Here is an 18,875-nt window from a genome sequence, read left to right on the forward strand (position 1 = left end):
ACTGTGCCGTAAAAGCGGCCACACAATTGACTTATTCCGGGATTAATCATCAATTTATGGAACATAACCATTATCCAGTGCGGATACTGCTGCTGTGGTGTCTGTGTTTGTTCACCACGGCGGGCAGCGCCCAGGTAACCGCGCAATCGCTGCTCAGCGAAAGCCCTGGCCGGGAGGAAGGTTTGTACCCTCCGCTATCCAAAGACAAAAAACCGAAACCGACACCGCCCTGGTATGTGGACCGCTTCCGCGTCTCGGCCGGCGTTTTTTTTCCTATCAACAATACGGATGTTTCCGTAGGCACACAGGACGGCACGATAGGCACCAATATCGATTTCGAGAACGATCTTGGGTTCAATAAAAACACCTTCACCTTCATGGGGGATTTCCAGTGGAGGATTTCCCGCCGCTCCCGTTTGAACTTCAATTATTTCCGTGTGGCGAGGACCTCCGAGTACACCCTGCAAAGGGATATTACTTTCGGCGAACATACCTATCCTGTAGATGGCGGTATCAGGGCCATTTTTAACACGGATATCTTTCGTTTGTCCTATGGGTATGCCTTTTTCACCAACCCGAAATTTGAAGCCGGCCTGCTGGTAGGCGCGCACGTGGTAGGGCTTGACGCGGGCATTGCCCTGTACGGGAATACGGCGAGTATTGAATTTAGGGATGATTTTGGGATCACCGCGCCGTTGCCGGACGTGGGCATATGGGGCGGTTATGCATTCAGCAGCCGCTGGTATGTCAATGCCGAGTTCGATTACCTTGCGCTTACCGTAGGGGATTACAAAGGCCGCATCCTCGGGTACAATTTGAATGTGCATTACCGTATCATAGACCGCCTGGACGCAGCGATAGGGTATACCGGTCTGAATGCGAGGGTGGATGCGGATAAGGAACGGCTGGTGGGGTATTTTAAATGGGGGTACAACGGCCCGTCGCTGACGGTGTCTTATTCCTTCGGGAAAAAACCATGGTGACGTCCGCATCACAATAATTTATTATCGATCAAATAGAATTCTCTCTACATTTACGGCTACCATCCGTAAAAAATGCAACACGCAGGCGCAGAGTCATTATTGTTCAATGCTATCAGGCAGGGCGATGAAAAAGCCCTGGAGATAGTATTTCTGCGATATTACAGGCTGCTGTGCCGTTATGCGGCGGGTATCCTCAAAAATGAAGCGGAAGGGCAGGAAGCCGCCGCCGATGTATTCCTTGCGCTCTGGGAAAAAAGAGAAACGATCGATATCAAAGTAAACCTGCGGCAATACCTAATGGCGATGACGCGGCACCGCTCCCTGCGCAGGCTGCAAAATGCCGCCCGGCAGCCCGTGGCGGTAGCCCTTACGGACGACGCGCTGCTGGAATACGAACAAAGCGTGTATCGTCCCGCGCCGGAAGAGACCGTCTCTGAAACCTCCGCCTATCTCGCCACCTGCATCAGCAAACTGCCCCCGCAACGAAGGGAGGTGTTCCTGCTCAATAAAATAGAAGGGCTGTCCTATGCGGAAGTAGCCCTGCGCCTGGGCCTCTCCGAAAAAACAGTCAAAAACCAGGTATACCGCGCTATGCTCCAGCTCAAGGAACTCTCCCTCGTGCTGTTCCTGATCTACTACCGCTCATAGTTTTTTTCACACAGGCTTAATATTTAGTTAACACAGCCGGGTGGGCCGCAAGCCCCCTTCCAGGTATCTATGTATACAAGGGGCCGCAAATCCCGGCAGATACCTATGTCAGAAAAACAATCCCTTGAATGGGACCTGGTACACAAAATAATGGCAGGCTCCGCCACCGCGGAAGAATTGCAGCAATGGGAAATGCTGACGGCCCGGCAGGCGGAATATGCGGACCTGTTGCATTTGCTTAAAAATGTAGAGGCTAAACAGCGGGATATCACATCGCCGTTTTACGCCACAGATGCATGGGAGCAGTTCAGGACGCGCCTTCCACGGACGGCCACTGTAGCGGAGCTGCCGCGGCACCGCAAAATATTCCCGCTCCGGAAAATAGCCGCTGTTGCGGCCGCAATAGCCATTCTCGCCGGGGCGGCCCTCTTCCTGCTCAGGCGGGAACAAATCCCCGAACATCACAATGCTGCCCGGTTTGTCACTTATACCGTACCCGGTGGGGAACAAAAGCTCGTCACCCTCCCGGATGGCTCACGCATCTGGATCAATGCGGGTTCCGTGCTGAAGATCCCCGCGCAATGGAACGATGACGCTCCCCGCGAAATATGGCTGGAAGGAGAAAGTTTTTTTGACGTGCAACCCGATGCCGCCCGCCCTTTCACCGTACACACCAACCAAACCACCATCGAGGTGCTGGGCACTTCCTTCAACGTGGACGCTTATGACCAGGCGCCTGTTGCGGTCACCGTGGCGACGGGTAAAGTGCGGTTTTCCGCTGCTAATGGCCGCTCGGTAACCCTCGTGCAAAACCAGCTCGCGGAAATGACCCGCAGCGGCGAACTCCGCAGCGGCCCGGCGGATGCATCCGTATACAGCATATGGCGGGAGGGCGTGCTCCGGTTTCACGACGAGCCGCTGCCTGAAGTGTTCCGTACGCTCGAACGCCGGTTTAATGTAAAAGTGAAAACAAAAGGAAATGCAGGCACGGGCCTGTATTGTACGGCCACATTCGCCAGGGGGGAGTCGCTTGAAAATATCCTGGAGAGCTTCCGGCATATCTACGGCCTGAAGATTACCCGCAATTCGGAGGAGATTATCATTCAATCAAAATAAAACACCCGGTACGCATCGCCAAATGACTATACCGGGCATTATTCATTCTTAAAAGTTCAAATCAAAAGTATGCAAAAAATGATCTCCTGTGCCTGTTGCCGGAAAAAAGCGCCCGGGCTCCGGCTGTTTTACCGGCTGTTAAGCGTTATTTTATTTTTCTGCCTGCAGGCGCCGGCGCAGGACGCAGGCCAGCCGAAGGTGGACCTCGATGCCGACAACCAGCCGCTTGAAAATATTTTCCGCCTGCTGGAAAAACAAACCGGCCTCTCTTTCGCGTACAACAACCGGGAGATAAAAAACAGGCTGGAAGAAAAATTCAGTTTCAAAGAAACAGCCACACCGCTATCCGTGATCCTTCAGCAGATATCCAAACGTACCGGCCTTCAATTCAAACAGGCGGGCAGGATCATTTCCGTTCAGCCTTTACCCGCTTCCCCGCCCGGGAAGGCGGCAGGTAAAGTTGCCGGCACGATCATCGATCAGCAGACGGGCGAGCCCATACCGGGCGCTACCGTGCGTATTGCGGACAAAGGCACGGTGACCGGCGCCGATGGCCGTTTCAGTATCGGTCTGCCCGATGGGAAATATTCCGCCATCGTATCCTATATCGGTTACGGCAACAAAGAAATAACCGGCATCGACATAAAAGGAGGGGAAACCTTTACCGCAAACATCACCCTGAAAAAAGCCAAAGGCACTCTTGCGGGCATTACCGTAAGAGCCACCGTGCGGCAGGAAGGCGCAACGGCCCTGTATGCCCGGCAGCGCAACAGCCAGTCGTTTACAGACGGTATCAGCGCGGACCTCGTGCAGCAGACGCCGGACAACAACGTGGCGCAGGTGCTGAAACGCATCGCGGGCGTCACCGTGCAGGACAATAAATTCGTGGTGATCCGCGGCATGGGCGAACGGTATAACAATATCCAGCTGAACGGCTCGTCGTTACCCAGCACGGAGCCCAACCGGCGGAACTTCAACTTCGATATCATTCCCAGCAACCTGGTGGACAACATCGTGGTATCCAAAACTTTTACACCCGATATGCAGGGAGAATTTGCAGGCGGCACCGTACAGGTAAGCACCCTGTCCATTCCCGCCGAGAGGATGCTGAACATCGGCATCGGTTCGGGCTTTAACACACAAAGCACCGGCAAGGACCTTTACAGCAACAGCCGCTACTCCGGCGATTATTTTTTCGGTACGGACGCCAGGAACTTCCTCACCAACGGCTGGACGGAAAAGTTTGCCGGCGCCTACGGCAATCTCGAAGAAAGAAACAGGATGGCGGCACAGCTGCCCAATCACTGGGGCCTGAAACGGTATACCGGTCAGCCTGTGCAGAACTATTCCCTCAGTACCGGGCTGCCGGTGAAACTGAAAGGCGATAATACTTTCGGCGTAGTGGCGGCCGCCACTTACCGCCACGAAGAAACCCGCGAAGACTATTACTGGAAAGCCCCTAACTCCACCGCCACCGCCAGTGACGGTATCAGGAGCACTTTTGTGACGTCCGTTGCAGGCATCGTGAACGCAGGCTGGAAAAACAAACATCACCGCATCAGCTGGAACAATCTTTACAACTACCGCTTTACGCATGAGAACGGTTACCAGACGGACGAAGACCCGGCGGATACTCCGCCGGTGATCTTAAAGACCCTCAGCAGCGTGCGCCAGAATACCTTATGGCAAACACGCCTGAGCGGCGAACACACGCTGTTTGCCGGCAAACTGAAAGCGGACTGGTTCGGGGATTTCAATAAACTGGAAAGGAACCAGCCGGATGACCGCTACAACCGCGGCACCATAAAAGGAGAAACCGTACACGGCGAGCGCGCCATCGAATGGTGGGCCGCTTACCCGAACCAGTCCGTGCCCTTCGATGCGGGCGGTATATTCGCGAGCCTGCTGACGGAGAAAAAATGGAACGCGGGCGCGAATTTCCTGTTGCCGTTTGTAGTGGCGGGCAACAAACAAAGCTTTAAAACAGGCTACTGGGGCACCTTCCGCACGGCGGATTACAAACAGTCCAGCTTTAATATTTTCGAGCCCGTACCAGGCGATAAATCGATGCGGCCCATCGCGGAAGTGTTTGCTCCTGAGAACTTTGCCAGCGGCAAATACATATTACAGGCTTTCACACACGGCCCTTCCGGGGGAGACCTGGTGAATGGGGATAGTTATGGCGGCACGCAGGATATTCATGCGGGCTATATCATGGGTGACTTTTCTTTCTTTAAAAAACTACACATCATTGGCGGTGTGCGTTTTGAAAGCGAAAAGGTGAGCGTCAATACCATCGCCCGCCCCGTAGACACCAAATGGATCGATACGGTGATGGAATACAAAACGGATGCTTTCCTGCCTTCCGTTACGGCCGCCTACGACATTCTGCCCATGCTGAAAGCACGCGCCGCATACAGCCGTACGCTGGCCCGGCCGGACTTCCGCGAGCGCACGCTGTCCGTATATTACGATCTCTGGGAAAGGGCTACCGTGATCGGGAGCGATCACCTCAGAACTTCTTTTTCCGATAACTACGACCTGCGGCTGGAATGGTACCCCGGGGCTGGAGAGATCATCTCTTTCTCCGCTTTCAAAAAAGACCTGAAAGACCCGATCGAAATGCTGGCGCACCCTACCAATTCCGGTGACCGCATTACGTATGTAAGGCTGCTGGAAGCACACGCAAAAGGGCTGGAGCTGAACCTGCGGAAGTCATTCGGATTTGCCGCTGAAAAACTCAGCAATCTTTTCCTTACCGCGAACGTTACGCATATGACCGGCGCTACCCAGCTGGAATCGATCAAGGAAGGGAATGAATTCATCAGCATCTCCGATAAACGCAAACGTCTTCCCATCGGTTTGTCGCCATGGGCCTACAATGCAGGCCTGGCGTACAACGCCGGCATCATCGGCGCTTCCGTGAATTACAACTACACCGGCTACCGCATCCGGTACGCTGGCTCCACCGAATACAACGACCAGTTTGAAGCCGCGCGCGGCACGCTGGACGTGCAGCTGAGCTGCCGTTTCCTGAAGAACAGGATGGAATTGCGTGTGAATGCATCAGATCTGCTGGCAGCGCCTTTTATTTTTTACCAGAATGATTATACCGTCGTGGAAGACGCCGCCGGAAATAAGACCTATACCTACAAAGACGGTGGCGACAACAGTTACAATATTGAACACGACGCGGTGCTGAGGAAAGGCCGCAAAGGAAGTTCCTTTTCCTTTACCCTGAATTATTCCTTTTAATCAGTCAACATGTTAAAAGCTCTACAAATGAAAACCAGCAAAATAAAAACGATCCTGCCTGTTGTAATCCTGCTTATGGCCCTGGCTGCCTGTAAAAAAGATGGGGAATACCTGAACGGCGGCACCATTACCAGCCTGCAGGTATACATCCGGCATATGCACGACACCGGCAATGTATACCGCATTCAATATGGCGAGACCATCCTGGCCGATTCCATTACCAAAAAGGTAAGGGACGGGATGGGAGCAGTTACTTTTATCAATGAGACGGGGCTGAAAGACCGTTTAAAAATATGGCGGCTGGAAAACGGCAAAACAATCCCGGAAATGGATACGCTGATGGACCTGAAGCCGGGGCAGCTGCTTAACTTCCTGCAACCCGGACCGGGAGCGCAATTGCAGCTGACGGACAATTATACAACGATCAAAACCAACCTCTGGCTGGCGCCCAACCCGGATTATAAGTACCTCGTGAAATTCGGCAATGCGGTAATTGGTTCCGCGCTGACCACCTCCGACCGTGATGCAAGGATCGATTCCGGATGGGTGGCGCTGAGCGGTCTCAAGGACTACGTGCGCGTATGGAAACTGGAAGACGGCGTGCCCGCCACATTGCTGCTCGAAAAAGAAATGACGCTGGAGCCCGGGCAGACCATCAGCATGGCACAGCCTACGGATGCCAGCCCTGTCGGTATTTTCGGGAATGTAGAAGCGCCGGACGCGCGGTCCAAAACAAACTTCATCTGCACCTACGAAGGCCTGCTGCGCGAAACACCCCATGGCGACGTGCCCGGTTATCCCTTGCTGAAAGTATACATCGCCGGCGCGGACTTCGACGATATCGCCACCAATTACAGCGGGAAGTTCGAAGACCTGGACCTGGACACGGTAGCGGCCTTCACTATACGGCCGAACGAACTGAGCGAGGTGATTACGCTGGATGTGGATCTGTTTAAAAACCCGAAGAAAATGCCCTGCACTTTTTATTACTCCATCCGCGATGCGGAAACCAATGAAATGCTGGTGCGGTATGACAAAAACGCCTACATTTCAGGCCTGTCCGAACGCGGAAGCATACAGGCGTTCGACCAGCTGGTGATCACCCAGCTGATGAGTTACGGCTGGGACTGGCCCGGCCCGCCCGTTATGTATTTTGAAACGATCGGGAGCACACCCTGGTAAATAGTATACAGACTTTAACGGACAGCCGCTGATCTTTCAGCGGCTCTCTGGTTTTTGGGCTGATCAACGGGAGCAGATACTTATTTTGAAACTGAAAACAACGGCATGATATCCTCCTGCGGGTATGTGGAGAACAATTGCGCGGATGATTGTTTCAGGGGGATCACGATAATGAGCATAGAGAAGGTGTAATAAGGCCACAATTTTATCCGCCTCATTTTATCTTCAGTCCCGGTATCAGCGGGTCGGCGTCAATCAGCTCCAATGCTTTTACCATGGCGGCCGTACCATTTTTATATTTCAGGAAATGCGGCGTTTTGATATGCGATTGATAAGCCTCTTCGCTGGCATATATTTCAAGGATCGTGAGGTGCGACGGTCTTTCTTTTTCAAAGACGGCGTACAAGGTAAGCACGCCCGGTTCCTTCTGTACGGAGGCTTCTATTTCTTCCTTTAAAATTTTTTTATAGCTTTCCAGCTGCGTGGAGTCTATGACAACTTTCGCCAGGCGGACCTTCTGCGGCGTCTGCGTTCCTGGGTTTGTATGGCAGGCGATCAACGCCAGTGCGGCGCCAAAAAAGAGCGTGGGCCTTACAAGGGCTTTAGGTATATTCATTTTATAACACGTTATTGTTCGTTCATGAGCACTGTAAAGAGCGTTATCTTTTCGCCCCGGCCCTTCAGCCCGGTTTCACCCAGTGATCTGATGTGGAACCCGTTGCCGGTTTCAAGTTTTGCTACCAGGGCACCCGAAACAAGCAGATCAACATTATGTGTATTGCAAAGCCCCTGGATCCGGGAAGCTGTATTGAGCACATCGCCCGTAAAGATGATTTCTTTTTTTACAATACCTATTTCCCCGGTAGTCACTTTCCCCTGGTGAAACCCCGCTTTGAATTCCGGCAGCATACCGAATCGCCCGCGGTATTTTTCAGCCTGCTTGCCGATTGCGGCTTTTATGGCAAAAAAACACCGGATACAATTATTATTTTTCAGCCCGTTTCCGGGTGTCCACGACACTACAATCTCGTCACCTACGTACTGGTATATTTCCCCGGAATGTTCAATAATAGCATCAGACAGGTCGGCGTAAAACTCCTTCAGCATTTCAAAATACCGGATATGGCCCAGGCGCTCTGCTATGCTGGTGGACGACCTGATGTCCAGGAACATGTAAATCCGCTCTTCTTCTTTCGGCGTGTGATACTTCCCTTTGAGCAGGTTGATCAGTACCACCTGCCCGATGTTTTCGCTGACTTCAGCATAAAATTGTGAAACAAGAATTACCGAAGCCATATACAGGCTCACACTCAAAAATGCATAATCGAAAAAAAATGCCCGGGTATTATTCCAAACGTCCTTCCCGAAAATTCCGGCCCGCGATTCGAATGAATTGGCATTGACGGTCAGTATAATAAGAAACAGGACGATGGCTGCCAGGTAAATGACGGATTTGTAAACGATCTTTTCGCTGAAGCTCCTTTGTATAAAAAACTTTTTCAGGTACAGGATTTCAATTGCCCCGACCAGTAATCCTGTAAAAAGAGCAAAAACGGGCGTAACAAGGAGGTTCCTGGTAAAATTGTATGGATTGCCGGTTGACGGATAATATAGCTGCGGGCCCAGCAGGCCGCGTTCGAGCAGGGAATAGACGATGCTGAATAACAGCCAGATAATGCCAAAAGGGATGATCCCGGATATATTTCTTTTAGTTTTCGGAGATAACATAGCGGTCCCGTTAGTTATGATTGATCAATAGACGGATCGCAAAGCCTTCGCCCGGTTCCGTTCTCCGGTGTCTGAAAATAAGACAAATTCCGGGTATATCAGCGGCCGGGGCCGCAAGTCTTCCAAACCTCACTAAATACCGTGTGAAATATCGTTTTCTAACGGTATATCGGGAAACCGTAACGCGAAATTTACACTTAAATGGTTGATAACTAATCTGATAATCCTGTGGCACAAGGGTTGCAAACGCTACTGCGCAATAATATCGTTGCTTTCACCGCAAAACCCAAAGACATGATCAGACTATCCCGGATACTGAACAACCTGTTTACCGACGGAGTGTTCATACAGCCCGTCACCACCGTGGAAACCGCCCTGCACCCCGTGCCCGAAAAAGACGTTACCGAAGGATCTGAATTCCTGGATGATTTCAGCAGGCTGGACGAGCCGAAGGACAATGAAACAGATCAGCAAGGGCCTCAATGAATCCGGTAACATATGCATATAGGCAAATCATATAAACTTTCCGATTTTATCTTCTGGACAAGGAGGAAATTATACAAGCTCATTATCCTGGGCACGGTGCCCGTCATACTGTATCACCTTTTGGGGATAAAGTGGCTGGCAGTCCCCTGGACGGTGGTGTCGCTCCTGGGCACGGCCACCGCCTTTATTGTCGGGTTTAAAAACACGCAGACCTACCGCCGGACCTCGGACGCGCACACCGTATGGGGCAATATCAGCACTAGCAGCAAGGCCTGGGGGATCATGTGCCGCGATTATTTCCACGACGAGGCGCTGATCAAAACATTGTTTTACCGGCACTTTGCCTGGCTGACGCTGCTGCGGTACCAGTTGCGGGAAGACCGGGTATGGGAAGTGGCGAACGACCGGCAGAACGCGGAATACCAGCGGTATTACCGCATCCCCGAACGGGAGACGGCACTCGAGGACGAACTGGTGAAATATTTGTCAAAAGAAGAGCTGGCCGCCATCGCCGGTACCCGGAGCAGAACCACGCAGCTGCTGGCCCTGCAAAGCCGGACCCTGAAAACGGCCTGTGAAACCCAGGAGATCGGGCTTGCCCAGTTCATCGAAATGCAAAGGACGATCAACAATCTTTTCAGCCAGCAGGGGCAGTGCGAATCGCTCAAGGATACACCTTACCCGCGACAGTATACCGTGATCGACACTATTTTTGTCCGCATATTCTGCCTGCTGCTGCCCTTTGGCATGCTGCAGCAGTTCGACAAGCTGAATGCCCTGGCGGCCGGCTTCATGAAAGGGCATATGATCTGGCTGGTGGTCCCGTTCAGCGTGATCATCTCCTGGATGTACACCTGCCTGGAGCAGGTAGGGGAAAGTACGGAGAACCCTTTTGAAGGAAGCGCCAATGATGTGCCTATTTCACAGATATGCCGCGGCATCGAGATAGATCTCCGGGAAATGCTGGGCGAAACAGAGCTGCCGCCGCCGCTGAAACCGCAGTATGATATTGTTGTTTAAAAAAAGGCAAAAAAAAATCAGGTAATTTGTCCAATCCGCGAAACTCAGTTGTTATAACTATACAAAAACAAAAAAAATGGAACAAAGAATTAACTTTCAGGAGAAAGGAGCGGGTGCCATGAAAACGCTCTTCAGCATTGGTGCGTATCTTAAAAAGTCACCGCTGGACCAGAAATTACAGGTGCTGGTGGAATATCGCGTATCCCAGATCAACGGCTGCGCGTATTGCCTGGACATGCACTCAAAAGATGCCATGGAGCATGGCGAAGACGCGAAGCGTTTATTCTGCGTGGCCGCCTGGCGCGAGACGCCTTTTTTCACCGACAGGGAAAGGGCTGCGCTGGCATGGGCCGAAGCGGTGACCGCCTGCCAGGTGCCGGATGCCATCTATACGCGGGTAAAAGAGCACTTCACTGAAGAAGAGCTGGTGGACCTTACGCTGGTGGTTTCATCCATCAATACCTGGAACCGCTTTAACATTGCTTTCTCAAATCCCGCGGCTGTGGGCACCTACAGGGCAGGGCAATTTGGCTGAGCCGCATAACATATGCTTAAAAAACCATGATATATGAATGAATTCTTATTAGTATTCAGAAGAGATTACAAGACGAAGGAGATTCAACCGTCACCGGAACAACTGCAGGCGCATTTGAACCGGTGGCGGGAATGGTTTGCTGAGCTTAAAAAGGAAGACCGGCTGGCAAGGCCGCCGCAGCCCTGGGAATCCAAAGGGAAGGTGCTTGGCCACGACAAAAGCGTAACGGACGGCCCCTACGCGGAGATCAAGGAGTCCATCGGAGGGGTAACCGTGATCAGGGCGGAGAGCTACGAAGAGGCGGTGAAGATCGCGGAGACCTGCCCGATATTTGAGCTGGGCGGCACGGTGGAGATACGGATGGCCGCGATGTAATCCGGCGGCGGATAAGAAGCGTTTCTTATTTTTGCGGCAGGCATTTACAGGTATCATGGAGGGAAATAAATTATTACCGCATTTGTTCAGAACGGAGTACCGGAAAATTGTTTCAGTGCTCAGTTACCGGTTCGGCATCGAACATATTGAGCTGGCGGAAGACATCGTGAGCGATACATTCCTGGCGGCTACGGAATCCTGGAGCACCAAAGGCGTACCGGACAACCCCACCGCCTGGCTCTACACCGTTGCAAAAAATAAAACAAAGAACTGGCTGAAAAGGGACAACTTCTTCCAACAGAAACTGCTTACCGACCTCCGGCACAGCATACCCGAAGGAGAAGAAATAGAGATAGACCTTTCTGCCCGCAATATTACAGACAGCCAGCTGGCTATGATCTTTACCGTCTGCCATCCGTCCATCCAGGCGGAAGCGCAGGTGGGCCTGGCTCTGAACCTGCTCTGCGGTTTTGGTATACAGGAGATCGCCGATGCGTACCTGACCACCAAAACGGTCATTTATAAACGGCTGAGCCGGGCAAAAGAAAAACTGAAGGAAGCGGAAATAAAGATCCAGCAGCCCACCGTGACGGAGATCAACGAACGGCTGGAAGTGGTGTTGAAAACGGTTTATCTCCTTTTTTCCGAAGGGTATTACTCCACCTCCCATAATACCGTGCTCCGGAAAGAGCTGTGCGTGGAAGCCATGCGGCTTTGTTACCTGCTGATAGAACAGGAGCTGACAAACACGCCGGCAGTGAACGCGCTGATGGCGCTGATGTGTTTTCATGCATCGCGTTTTGATGCCAGGATGGACAACACCGGGGACCTGGTGCTGTACCAGGAGCAGGATGAATCGCTCTGGAACAGGGAACTGATAGAACGCGGCGAATATTACCTGCACCAGGCCGGGGCCAGCCCTGTATTGACCAGGTATCACCTGGAGGCTGCCATTGCGTACTGGCATACGCATAAGGAAGACTCCGCCGAGAAATGGGAAAATATCCTGGACCTCTACAATCAGCTGCTCATACTGGAATATTCACCGGTGGCCGCCTTGAATCGCACCTTTGCGCTGGCCAAAGCCCGCGGCAAAAAAGAAGCGATCAAAGAAGCGGAGAAGCTGGGACTGACGGAAAACCATTTTTATTATTCATTGTTGGGCAACCTCTATACGGATATCGACAACGGGAAGGCGATACAACATTATGAAACGGCCTGGAAGAGGGCAAATACCCCGGCGGACAAAGCCTTGATGGAAAAAAACATTGAGCAGATCAAAGAAAGGCTGAACAGCTGACATTTCACCTCTTATTCATATCGCCACTCAGCTGGTTGTTTATACATGTCTTTCCCCTGGTGAACTACAACAAAAAAATCAAAACACTTTATAACCGGGCCGTTGCCTATACGACCAAAGACCAGGTACTGAGGAGGATCTTCCGGGTCCGGCAACCGTGAAAACCGGCGCCGGGAGATCTGGAGCGGCACACAAAATTATTATCATGCTAAGTTTTAAACAATTCTTCCGTTCATCGCTGGGCAGAAAACTGATCATGTCCATGACCGGGCTGTTCCTCTGCCTTTTCCTGGTCGTGCATCTCGGCGGCAACCTTACTTTATTCGCGGGCGACGAAGGTTATACTTTTAATATCTATGCGCATTTTATGACGCACTTTCCGCCGGTGACAGCTATCGCCTACCTGCTTTATTTCTCCATCCTGGTGCATGCTTTTTACGCGCTCGCGCTCACGGTGAGGAACCGGCGGGCCCGCCCGGTGAAATACGCAGTGGCGTCCAAAGCGAACGCCCGCTGGGCATCCCTGAATATGGGATTTCTCGGCAGCATCATTTTCCTGTTCCTGGTGATCCATATGAGCAACTTTTGGGGCAGGTATATGTTTACCGAAGGCACCTACCGCGAATACCGCAAAGACCTGCTGACAGGGAAAATAACCAATACTGTGTATGTGCCGGAGTTCCCGGACTTTGAATACGCGGTGACGATGGAGGGGAACACGGAGGTGGTGCGGGCAAAAGACCTGTATGGGATCGTCACGGAGAGCTTCAGCATGCTTTGGTATGTGCTGCTGTACCTGGTAGCGATGGTGGCGGTGTCCTATCACATGTACCACGGTTTTCAAAGCGCTTTCCAGACGGCGGGGCTGGCCAGCAGAAAGTATACACCGGTTATACAATTCACCGGCATATGGATTTTTGCCATCATTATTCCCCTCGCGTTCGCATCCATGCCCATTGTGTTTTACATTAAAAGCCTGATGTAGCTGTGATGAGGAAATGATAAAGGATCTTTTTGTAGTTGTGGTGAAAAGACAAAAGCCTTTGCAATATCGCAAAGGCTTTGTCATTTCTGTTCAATATCGCGCTCATGCCACCGGTACGGCCATGCGTACTTCCACGATGGCGCCGTACTGGATGATCGGGCAGCCTTTGGCTATCTCCACCGCGTCATCATAATCCTTTGCGCGGATGAGGAACAGCCCGCCGATGGATTCTTTATCTTCCGCATAGGGGCCATTATGCACCTGTTCTTTCTTTTTTTCGGATTTAATCACCCTGCCGTCCACGTCCCAACGTTTGGGAGGCGCTACCAGCCTGTCCTGCGCGGCAATGCCGGCTACCCATTCCTGGTAGGGTTTGAGGGCTTCTTTCATCTGTTCGGGTGAGGGGGTTGGGTTGGCGCTGGTCAGATCCCTGTGGATCACTAAAAGGAACTCTTGCATTTTTTCTGTTTTTAATATGAATACTGGATTGAAGTGAATGTCTGATAGTAGCAGACGTACTTCCAGGTATGCCAGGCGCCGGTGTGTCGCTGCGTTGTTGACCGGATGTCGCGGGGGAGGCCGCGCCGGCGTAAGGTGGGGACCATGCGCGAACGGGTGGAAAGCGCATACCTGTTACAACAGCCGCAGCGGGCTGGCAACCCGTCATCTTCGTTACAAACGACACCGGGCATACCCTGAAAGCCTCATAAGCAGGTGCCGTGTCAGGCCTTAACGGGCTGGCTGGCGAACCATGTCTGGAAATCTGTTTTACCGATACGCGGGTTGGGGCCGGGCACCAGGGAATGTTCGTTGAGCGTGGCGCCGAAATATTTGGCGGTTGCATCGGATATCACCGTGCGGGGATCGTTCATTTCACCCAGGTAACGAGATACAAGAGAAGAGAGGCCGACCTGTTCCGGGCCAGCGATCTCAATGGTGCTGTTCAAAGGGTTGCCAAGCGCAACGTCCGCCACGGCGGTGGCTACATCGTCCGATGCAATGGGCTGTACGGGCGCCGGTGAGAGGCGGATAGACTCATCTTTTGCCGCATTCGCCGCAATGCCGCCCAGGAACTCGAAAAACTGCGTGGAGTGAACGATGGAATAAGGAATGCCGGACTGTTTGATCAGGTCTTCCTGCACCGCCTTTGCGCGGAAATAACCGCTTTCCTGCAGGCGCTCTGTGCCCACCACCGAGAGTGCGATGTGATGTTTAACACCCGCGTTTTTTTCCGCTGCCAGCAGGTTGTTGCCGGAGGTCCGGAAAAATTCGATCACGGCCTTGTCTTCAAAAGAAGGAGAATTAGCCACGTCTATTACCACATCGGTGGCCGTCAGCACATCGGCCAGGCCTTCGCCGGTGATCGTGTTCACGCCGGACGCGGGGGAAGCGGCTATTACCTCATGCCCCTGTTCGCGGAGCTTATTCACCGTTTTGGAGCCTATCAGCCCGGTGCCGCCAATTACTACGATTTTCATGTTTTGAATTTTTAAGTGTAAAAATCTTGATCAGTTTTCCCGGTAGTTCTTTGCGGCCTTTGCCAGGCCTTGTATGATACCGGTCTTTGTTCCGTTATAATTTGCAAGAGCGGTGCCAGCGGGTAAGTGTTTGCAGGTCAGCTTTTTAGGTAAAAGACCGGTATTTTTCTTCACGGTATAAAGAGAACCGGCCGGGGTTTTCACGAAATACAGTCAGGCGGGATGCCCTTTATAAAAAAGCCGGAACGATGGACGTTCCGGCTTTTCCTGCGTGTCGTCCAATCATCTTACGGTGTAGTCTGTTTTGGAGATGCCCAGCTTTTTCATTTTGGAATGCAGCGTGGTGCCGGGCAGTTCCAGTATCTCCGCGGCCCCGCCGGCGCCGGATACTTTTCCGCCGCAGCGTTTCAGCACTTCGATGATATAGGCCCGCTCGATATGTTCCAGCGTTTTCGGGGAAGATACCGGTGCGTTCCCGCTTTCTTCCTGGTGATGCCGGGGCAGCTGTATTTCTTTGAGGATATCGCCGTCGCTGAGCAGGATGCCTCTTTCTATCTGGTGCTCCAGCTCCCGCACGTTGCCGGGCCACTCGTAGCTCTTTAATTGTTTTAAGACTTTAGTTGAAATGCCGCTCACTTTTTTGCCGATGTTTTTACTGAATTTAGAAATAAAAGAATTGGCCAGCGGCTCGATATCTTCCAGGCGTTCTCTCAGGGGCGGCAGGTGAATGGGGAATACGTTCAGCCGGTAGTAGAGGTCGGACCGGAAGCGGCCTGCCTGCACTTCCGCTTCCAGGTTGCGGTTTGTAGCCGCAATGATCCGCACGTCCACCTTAATGGTGCTTCTGCCCCCGATCCTTTCAAATTCCCTTTCCTGCAACACGCGCAGCAGCTTCACCTGCAGCTCCGGCGGCATCTCGCCGATCTCATCGAGGAAAAGCGTGCTCTGGTGCGCCAGTTCAAACTTCCCGATACGCCTGTCTATAGCCCCGGTAAATGCGCCTTTTTCGTGCCCGAACAGTTCGCTTTCGATCAGGTGGGTAGGCAATGCGGCGCAGTTTACCTTTACCATCAGTTTATTTTTGCGGGGAGAAGCATTGTGAATAGCGCGCGCGATCAGTTCCTTGCCGGTGCCCGTTTCGCCGGTGAGCAGCACGGTAGAGGCCGTTTCGGCCACCTGCGTGATGAGGTGGTATACCTTCTGCATTTGCGCGCCGCTGCCCACGATCTCGGAAAAGTTGTAGATCGTTTTGATCTGTTCTTTCAGGTAATCGTTTTCTATTTCCAGGTTCTGTTTGTAAGCCAGCACCTTTTCATTCGCCAGGATATTGGCGATGGCGATGGAGATCTGGGCGCAGATGCCTTTGAGGATGGTCAGGTTAAAATCATCCATCAACAGCCAGAGCACGCCGAGGTTAGTGTTTCCGGCACGCAGCGGCGCCCCGAATGCATGTTTCAGCCCTGTGCTTTTCCAGAACTGCACCACCGGCCTGTCGGTACCTTTTTCTGCTTCCGCCGCCACGTTAAAAATGATCGGCCCTTCGCTGTTAAGCACCCCGGCATTTAACGGATCATGTATGTCAAGGACCCTGGCGACCAGCGACTTGAACGTGCTTTCCGGATCCTGTAACATGTTTTCATCCACCAGGTAAGGACTGAGGGTAACGCCGTCATCTTCTATGATGCGGATGATGGCCATTTTGATATTCAGTACTTTTTGCAATACGTTCGAGATGGCCACATGCAGCTCCTCTTTTGTGCGTATGGCGGCAATGTCGTTGCTGAATTCGAGGAGGAAGGACTGTTCTTTTTCGCGGCGCAGTATTTCCTCGTTCGCCATGATGTTGTACATCGCGATGGAGATCTGGGCGCAGATGCCCCGGAGCAACGGCATGTTTATTTCTTCAAGCCCCAGCCAGAGGATGCCGAGGTTTTGCTCCCCGGTACGCAGCCGGTAGCCCACCACGGTTTTGAACCCTATCTTTTTCCAAAGGTGCAGGTAACGCGCGGTGTTGCCCCGGGCGATCTCCGCGTTCACGCTGAAAAGCAGGGGTATCTCGCTGTTCAGCACCCTGTTCTGCAACCCATCTTCAACAGGCAGTTTTGCGGTGAGCATTTCCCGCACCATTTCGTCTTCATCGTTTGCAATGCTGGTATCATAGAGGTAGGTGGTAGAGGTCACCTGGTCGTCGTTCAGTTTGCGGATCACGTAACCATCCAGGGTGCTTAGTTTTTTCAGGCTTTTGCGTACTGCTTCCGCAAGATCCGCCTTGCTTCTTACCGCCGCGATATCGTTGCTGAATTCCAGCAGGAAAGATTTTTCATTTTCCCGCAACAGTATTTCTTCGTTCGCGGAAATATTGCTGACGATGGACAGCAGCTGGCTGGAAATACGATTCACGATATTGACCGCCTCCGTACCGAAAGTGCCCGCCTGGCAGGCGAAGAGCATCAGGCTGTATTGGGCGCTGCCGTTTGTGCCGAGTATTTTTATGATCATTTCCCGGGCACCCGCTTCGTAATGCAGCTTAAACCAGAGCGGGGCGGCTTCCAGGTCGAAAGACCGCATGTCGAACACCAGCGGTTTGTAATATAAGGACGCGATGTCATAAATGCCGTCCTCCGCCGGGCTGGACATCCGGAGCACATCCCCGGAGTCCGTCAGCTCTTTTTGCCTCGCTTCCGAATCGATCAGGTAGGCTTTATAATATTCTTCTTTTTCATGCATCACGGTGATCATGCTGCGGGAGAAGGGCACGATCTCTTTGAGGCCGGAACTGATCACCTTCATAAGGTCCTGCCGGTCCCTGACCTTTACCATATCGTTACTGAGGGAGAGCAGCACTTCGTTGATGCTTTCCGTATGGGCGATCGCTTCATTTTTTTTGATATTGGCCACTGCGCTGGATATCTGCGGGGCGATGGCGGCGATGATGTTTTTAAATTCTTCCGTAAAACCGGCGGCATCAAGGGCATAGGTATGCAGGAACCCGATCACCTGGTCTTTGTCTTTCAGCGGCGTCATCATCAGTGCCCTCACGCCTCCTTCGTAGTTCACTTTCAGGAAGGGTGGGTTTTCCGGGTGGTGCATGATCTCTTCCAGTATAAAAACGGTGGGGCGGCCGTTTTCCAGTATCCGCTCAATAAACGGTCCTTTCAGCGGGAAGCGGGATGCCACCAGTGTGGGGTACAACGCATGGTGCTGAATAGGGGAGGAATCGGGGTCCAGGAGGAAGGGGGTGTAGGTTTGCCCGTCGTCGTTGATGAGCGTGACGATGGCATGCGAAAAAGGGAACAGTTCCCTGATCTTCGAAGAAAAAACAGAGATCAGGTCGGTTTTTTCACGCGCCTTGGTGATCTCGTTGCCAAGCTCCAGGAGGATGCGGCGTTCTGTCTCCAACAAAATGATACGGTCTTCCGGCCCGCCGGGGGCATCGGCGGAGATGTGGGCCATACGCGGGGGCCGGGCGGCAGTTGTGCTTTTCATTGTACTCATGATTAAAAAAGACAGATAATGAATGTTTGATTGCGTTGCTTAAATAGATAACAATCGAAATGCGGGGATTGGACAAAAAAAGTCCTGTTTATTTGTCATGTTTTATCATAACGGGATTTTTAATAATAGAGCGACATACAGTATACATAACGACAAAACATTCATTCCGATCTGGTAAAACACCGGGCCGGCTGGCCCGGTGTTTTGGGTTTTCATGCTGTTGATTCATTGATTCAGCGGACGTTCAGCTTTACCTTCCTGATGATTTCCGTTTCACTGATCAATCTGT

General features: G+C 52.3%; 16 protein-coding genes. 11 read left to right on the forward strand and 5 right to left on the reverse strand.

The annotated features are described in order from the left end of the window. Positions 1-56: 56 nt before the first annotated feature. The 5 genes from EG028_RS09055 to EG028_RS09075 all read left to right on the forward strand — a co-directional run bounded on the left by EG028_RS09055 (position 57) and on the right by EG028_RS09075 (position 7,184). The gene (locus tag EG028_RS09055) at positions 57-983 is read left to right on the forward strand and encodes a hypothetical protein (protein WP_123864609.1); all 927 of its coding nucleotides are present in this window, start codon (positions 57-59) and stop codon (positions 981-983) included. A 72-nt stretch (positions 984-1,055) separates the two neighbouring features. Next, a complete protein-coding gene (locus EG028_RS09060) occupies positions 1,056-1,631 on the forward strand; it encodes an RNA polymerase sigma factor (protein WP_120516219.1) in 576 nt (191 codons plus the stop codon). A gap of 105 nt (positions 1,632-1,736) precedes the next feature. Next, positions 1,737-2,747 carry a FecR family protein gene (locus tag EG028_RS09065; RefSeq protein WP_162946416.1) on the forward strand — a complete coding sequence of 337 codons (1,011 nt, stop codon included), beginning with the start codon at positions 1,737-1,739 and terminating at the stop codon, positions 2,745-2,747. Between the two features lie 69 nt (positions 2,748-2,816). Continuing rightward, on the forward strand, positions 2,817-6,002 hold the full coding sequence (locus EG028_RS09070) for a TonB-dependent receptor domain-containing protein (protein WP_120516217.1): 3,186 nt from the start codon (positions 2,817-2,819) through the stop codon (positions 6,000-6,002). Between the two features lie 27 nt (positions 6,003-6,029). After that, a complete protein-coding gene (locus EG028_RS09075) occupies positions 6,030-7,184 on the forward strand; it encodes a hypothetical protein (RefSeq protein WP_120516216.1) in 1,155 nt (384 codons plus the stop codon). 214 nt (positions 7,185-7,398) lie between these two features. Here the strand turns inward: EG028_RS09075 and EG028_RS09080 are convergent, their stop codons facing one another. Both EG028_RS09080 and EG028_RS09085 read right to left on the reverse strand, forming a co-directional pair. Next, positions 7,399-7,800, reverse strand: coding sequence for a putative quinol monooxygenase (locus tag EG028_RS09080; protein ID WP_120516215.1), 402 nt, complete (start codon positions 7,798-7,800; stop codon positions 7,399-7,401). Between the two features lie 11 nt (positions 7,801-7,811). Continuing rightward, positions 7,812-8,912: an adenylate/guanylate cyclase domain-containing protein gene (locus EG028_RS09085; protein WP_120516214.1), complete on the reverse strand. Its 1,101-nt coding sequence runs from the start codon at positions 8,910-8,912 to the stop codon at positions 7,812-7,814. A 294-nt stretch (positions 8,913-9,206) separates the two neighbouring features. Between EG028_RS09085 and EG028_RS09090 the strand changes: the two genes are divergently transcribed. The 6 genes from EG028_RS09090 to EG028_RS09115 all read left to right on the forward strand — a co-directional run bounded on the left by EG028_RS09090 (position 9,207) and on the right by EG028_RS09115 (position 13,613). Next, positions 9,207-9,398 (forward strand): hypothetical protein, encoded by a 192-nt coding sequence (locus tag EG028_RS09090; protein ID WP_123864610.1) that lies wholly within the window; start codon positions 9,207-9,209, stop codon positions 9,396-9,398. Positions 9,399-9,410: 12 nt separating this feature from the next. Continuing rightward, positions 9,411-10,418, forward strand: coding sequence for a bestrophin family protein (locus EG028_RS09095; RefSeq protein WP_120516212.1), 1,008 nt, complete (start codon positions 9,411-9,413; stop codon positions 10,416-10,418). Positions 10,419-10,494: 76 nt separating this feature from the next. Next, the gene (locus tag EG028_RS09100; RefSeq protein WP_120516211.1) at positions 10,495-10,953 is read left to right on the forward strand and encodes a carboxymuconolactone decarboxylase family protein; all 459 of its coding nucleotides are present in this window, start codon (positions 10,495-10,497) and stop codon (positions 10,951-10,953) included. A gap of 33 nt (positions 10,954-10,986) precedes the next feature. Further along, positions 10,987-11,328: a YciI family protein gene (locus EG028_RS09105; protein WP_120516210.1), complete on the forward strand. Its 342-nt coding sequence runs from the start codon at positions 10,987-10,989 to the stop codon at positions 11,326-11,328. Positions 11,329-11,410: 82 nt separating this feature from the next. Then, a complete protein-coding gene (locus EG028_RS09110) occupies positions 11,411-12,628 on the forward strand; it encodes an RNA polymerase sigma factor (RefSeq protein ID WP_241559092.1) in 1,218 nt (405 codons plus the stop codon). Between the two features lie 205 nt (positions 12,629-12,833). After that, a complete protein-coding gene (locus EG028_RS09115) occupies positions 12,834-13,613 on the forward strand; it encodes a succinate dehydrogenase cytochrome b subunit (protein WP_120516208.1) in 780 nt (259 codons plus the stop codon). 102 nt (positions 13,614-13,715) lie between these two features. On the opposite strand, the gene EG028_RS09120 is transcribed toward EG028_RS09115, so the two are convergent. The 3 genes from EG028_RS09120 to EG028_RS09130 all read right to left on the reverse strand — a co-directional run bounded on the left by EG028_RS09120 (position 13,716) and on the right by EG028_RS09130 (position 18,577). After that, positions 13,716-14,072, reverse strand: a complete 357-nt coding sequence (locus EG028_RS09120) for a YciI family protein (RefSeq protein ID WP_120516207.1) — start codon at positions 14,070-14,072, stop codon at positions 13,716-13,718. 263 nt (positions 14,073-14,335) lie between these two features. Beyond that, positions 14,336-15,091 (reverse strand): SDR family oxidoreductase, encoded by a 756-nt coding sequence (locus tag EG028_RS09125; protein WP_120516206.1) that lies wholly within the window; start codon positions 15,089-15,091, stop codon positions 14,336-14,338. 282 nt (positions 15,092-15,373) lie between these two features. Continuing rightward, on the reverse strand, positions 15,374-18,577 hold the full coding sequence (locus EG028_RS09130) for a sigma-54-dependent Fis family transcriptional regulator (protein WP_162946414.1): 3,204 nt from the start codon (positions 18,575-18,577) through the stop codon (positions 15,374-15,376). Positions 18,578-18,875: the final 298 nt, after the last annotated feature.

It is taken from the genome of Chitinophaga barathri, assembly GCF_003807585.1.
Lineage (GTDB): Bacteria > Bacteroidota > Bacteroidia > Chitinophagales > Chitinophagaceae > Chitinophaga > Chitinophaga barathri.

Bases quoted from the DNA above. Each gene is read 5' to 3' on its own strand.
- EG028_RS09055 (WP_123864609.1), top strand. From the start codon at position 57: ATGGAACATAACCATTATCCAGTGCGGATACTGCTGCTGTGGTGTCTG.
- EG028_RS09060 (WP_120516219.1), top strand. From the start codon at position 1,056: ATGCAACACGCAGGCGCAGAGTCATTATTGTTCAATGCTATCAGGCAG.
- EG028_RS09065 (WP_162946416.1), top strand. From the start codon at position 1,737: ATGTCAGAAAAACAATCCCTTGAATGGGACCTGGTACACAAAATAATG.
- EG028_RS09070 (WP_120516217.1), top strand. From the start codon at position 2,817: ATGCAAAAAATGATCTCCTGTGCCTGTTGCCGGAAAAAAGCGCCCGGG.
- EG028_RS09075 (WP_120516216.1), top strand. From the start codon at position 6,030: ATGAAAACCAGCAAAATAAAAACGATCCTGCCTGTTGTAATCCTGCTT.
- EG028_RS09080 (WP_120516215.1), bottom strand. From the start codon at position 7,800: ATGAATATACCTAAAGCCCTTGTAAGGCCCACGCTCTTTTTTGGCGCC.
- EG028_RS09085 (WP_120516214.1), bottom strand. From the start codon at position 8,912: ATGTTATCTCCGAAAACTAAAAGAAATATATCCGGGATCATCCCTTTT.
- EG028_RS09090 (WP_123864610.1), top strand. From the start codon at position 9,207: ATGATCAGACTATCCCGGATACTGAACAACCTGTTTACCGACGGAGTG.
- EG028_RS09095 (WP_120516212.1), top strand. From the start codon at position 9,411: ATGCATATAGGCAAATCATATAAACTTTCCGATTTTATCTTCTGGACA.
- EG028_RS09100 (WP_120516211.1), top strand. From the start codon at position 10,495: ATGGAACAAAGAATTAACTTTCAGGAGAAAGGAGCGGGTGCCATGAAA.
- EG028_RS09105 (WP_120516210.1), top strand. From the start codon at position 10,987: ATGAATGAATTCTTATTAGTATTCAGAAGAGATTACAAGACGAAGGAG.
- EG028_RS09115 (WP_120516208.1), top strand. From the start codon at position 12,834: ATGCTAAGTTTTAAACAATTCTTCCGTTCATCGCTGGGCAGAAAACTG.
- EG028_RS09120 (WP_120516207.1), bottom strand. From the start codon at position 14,072: ATGCAAGAGTTCCTTTTAGTGATCCACAGGGATCTGACCAGCGCCAAC.
- EG028_RS09125 (WP_120516206.1), bottom strand. From the start codon at position 15,091: ATGAAAATCGTAGTAATTGGCGGCACCGGGCTGATAGGCTCCAAAACG.
- EG028_RS09130 (WP_162946414.1), bottom strand. From the start codon at position 18,577: ATGAAAAGCACAACTGCCGCCCGGCCCCCGCGTATGGCCCACATCTCC.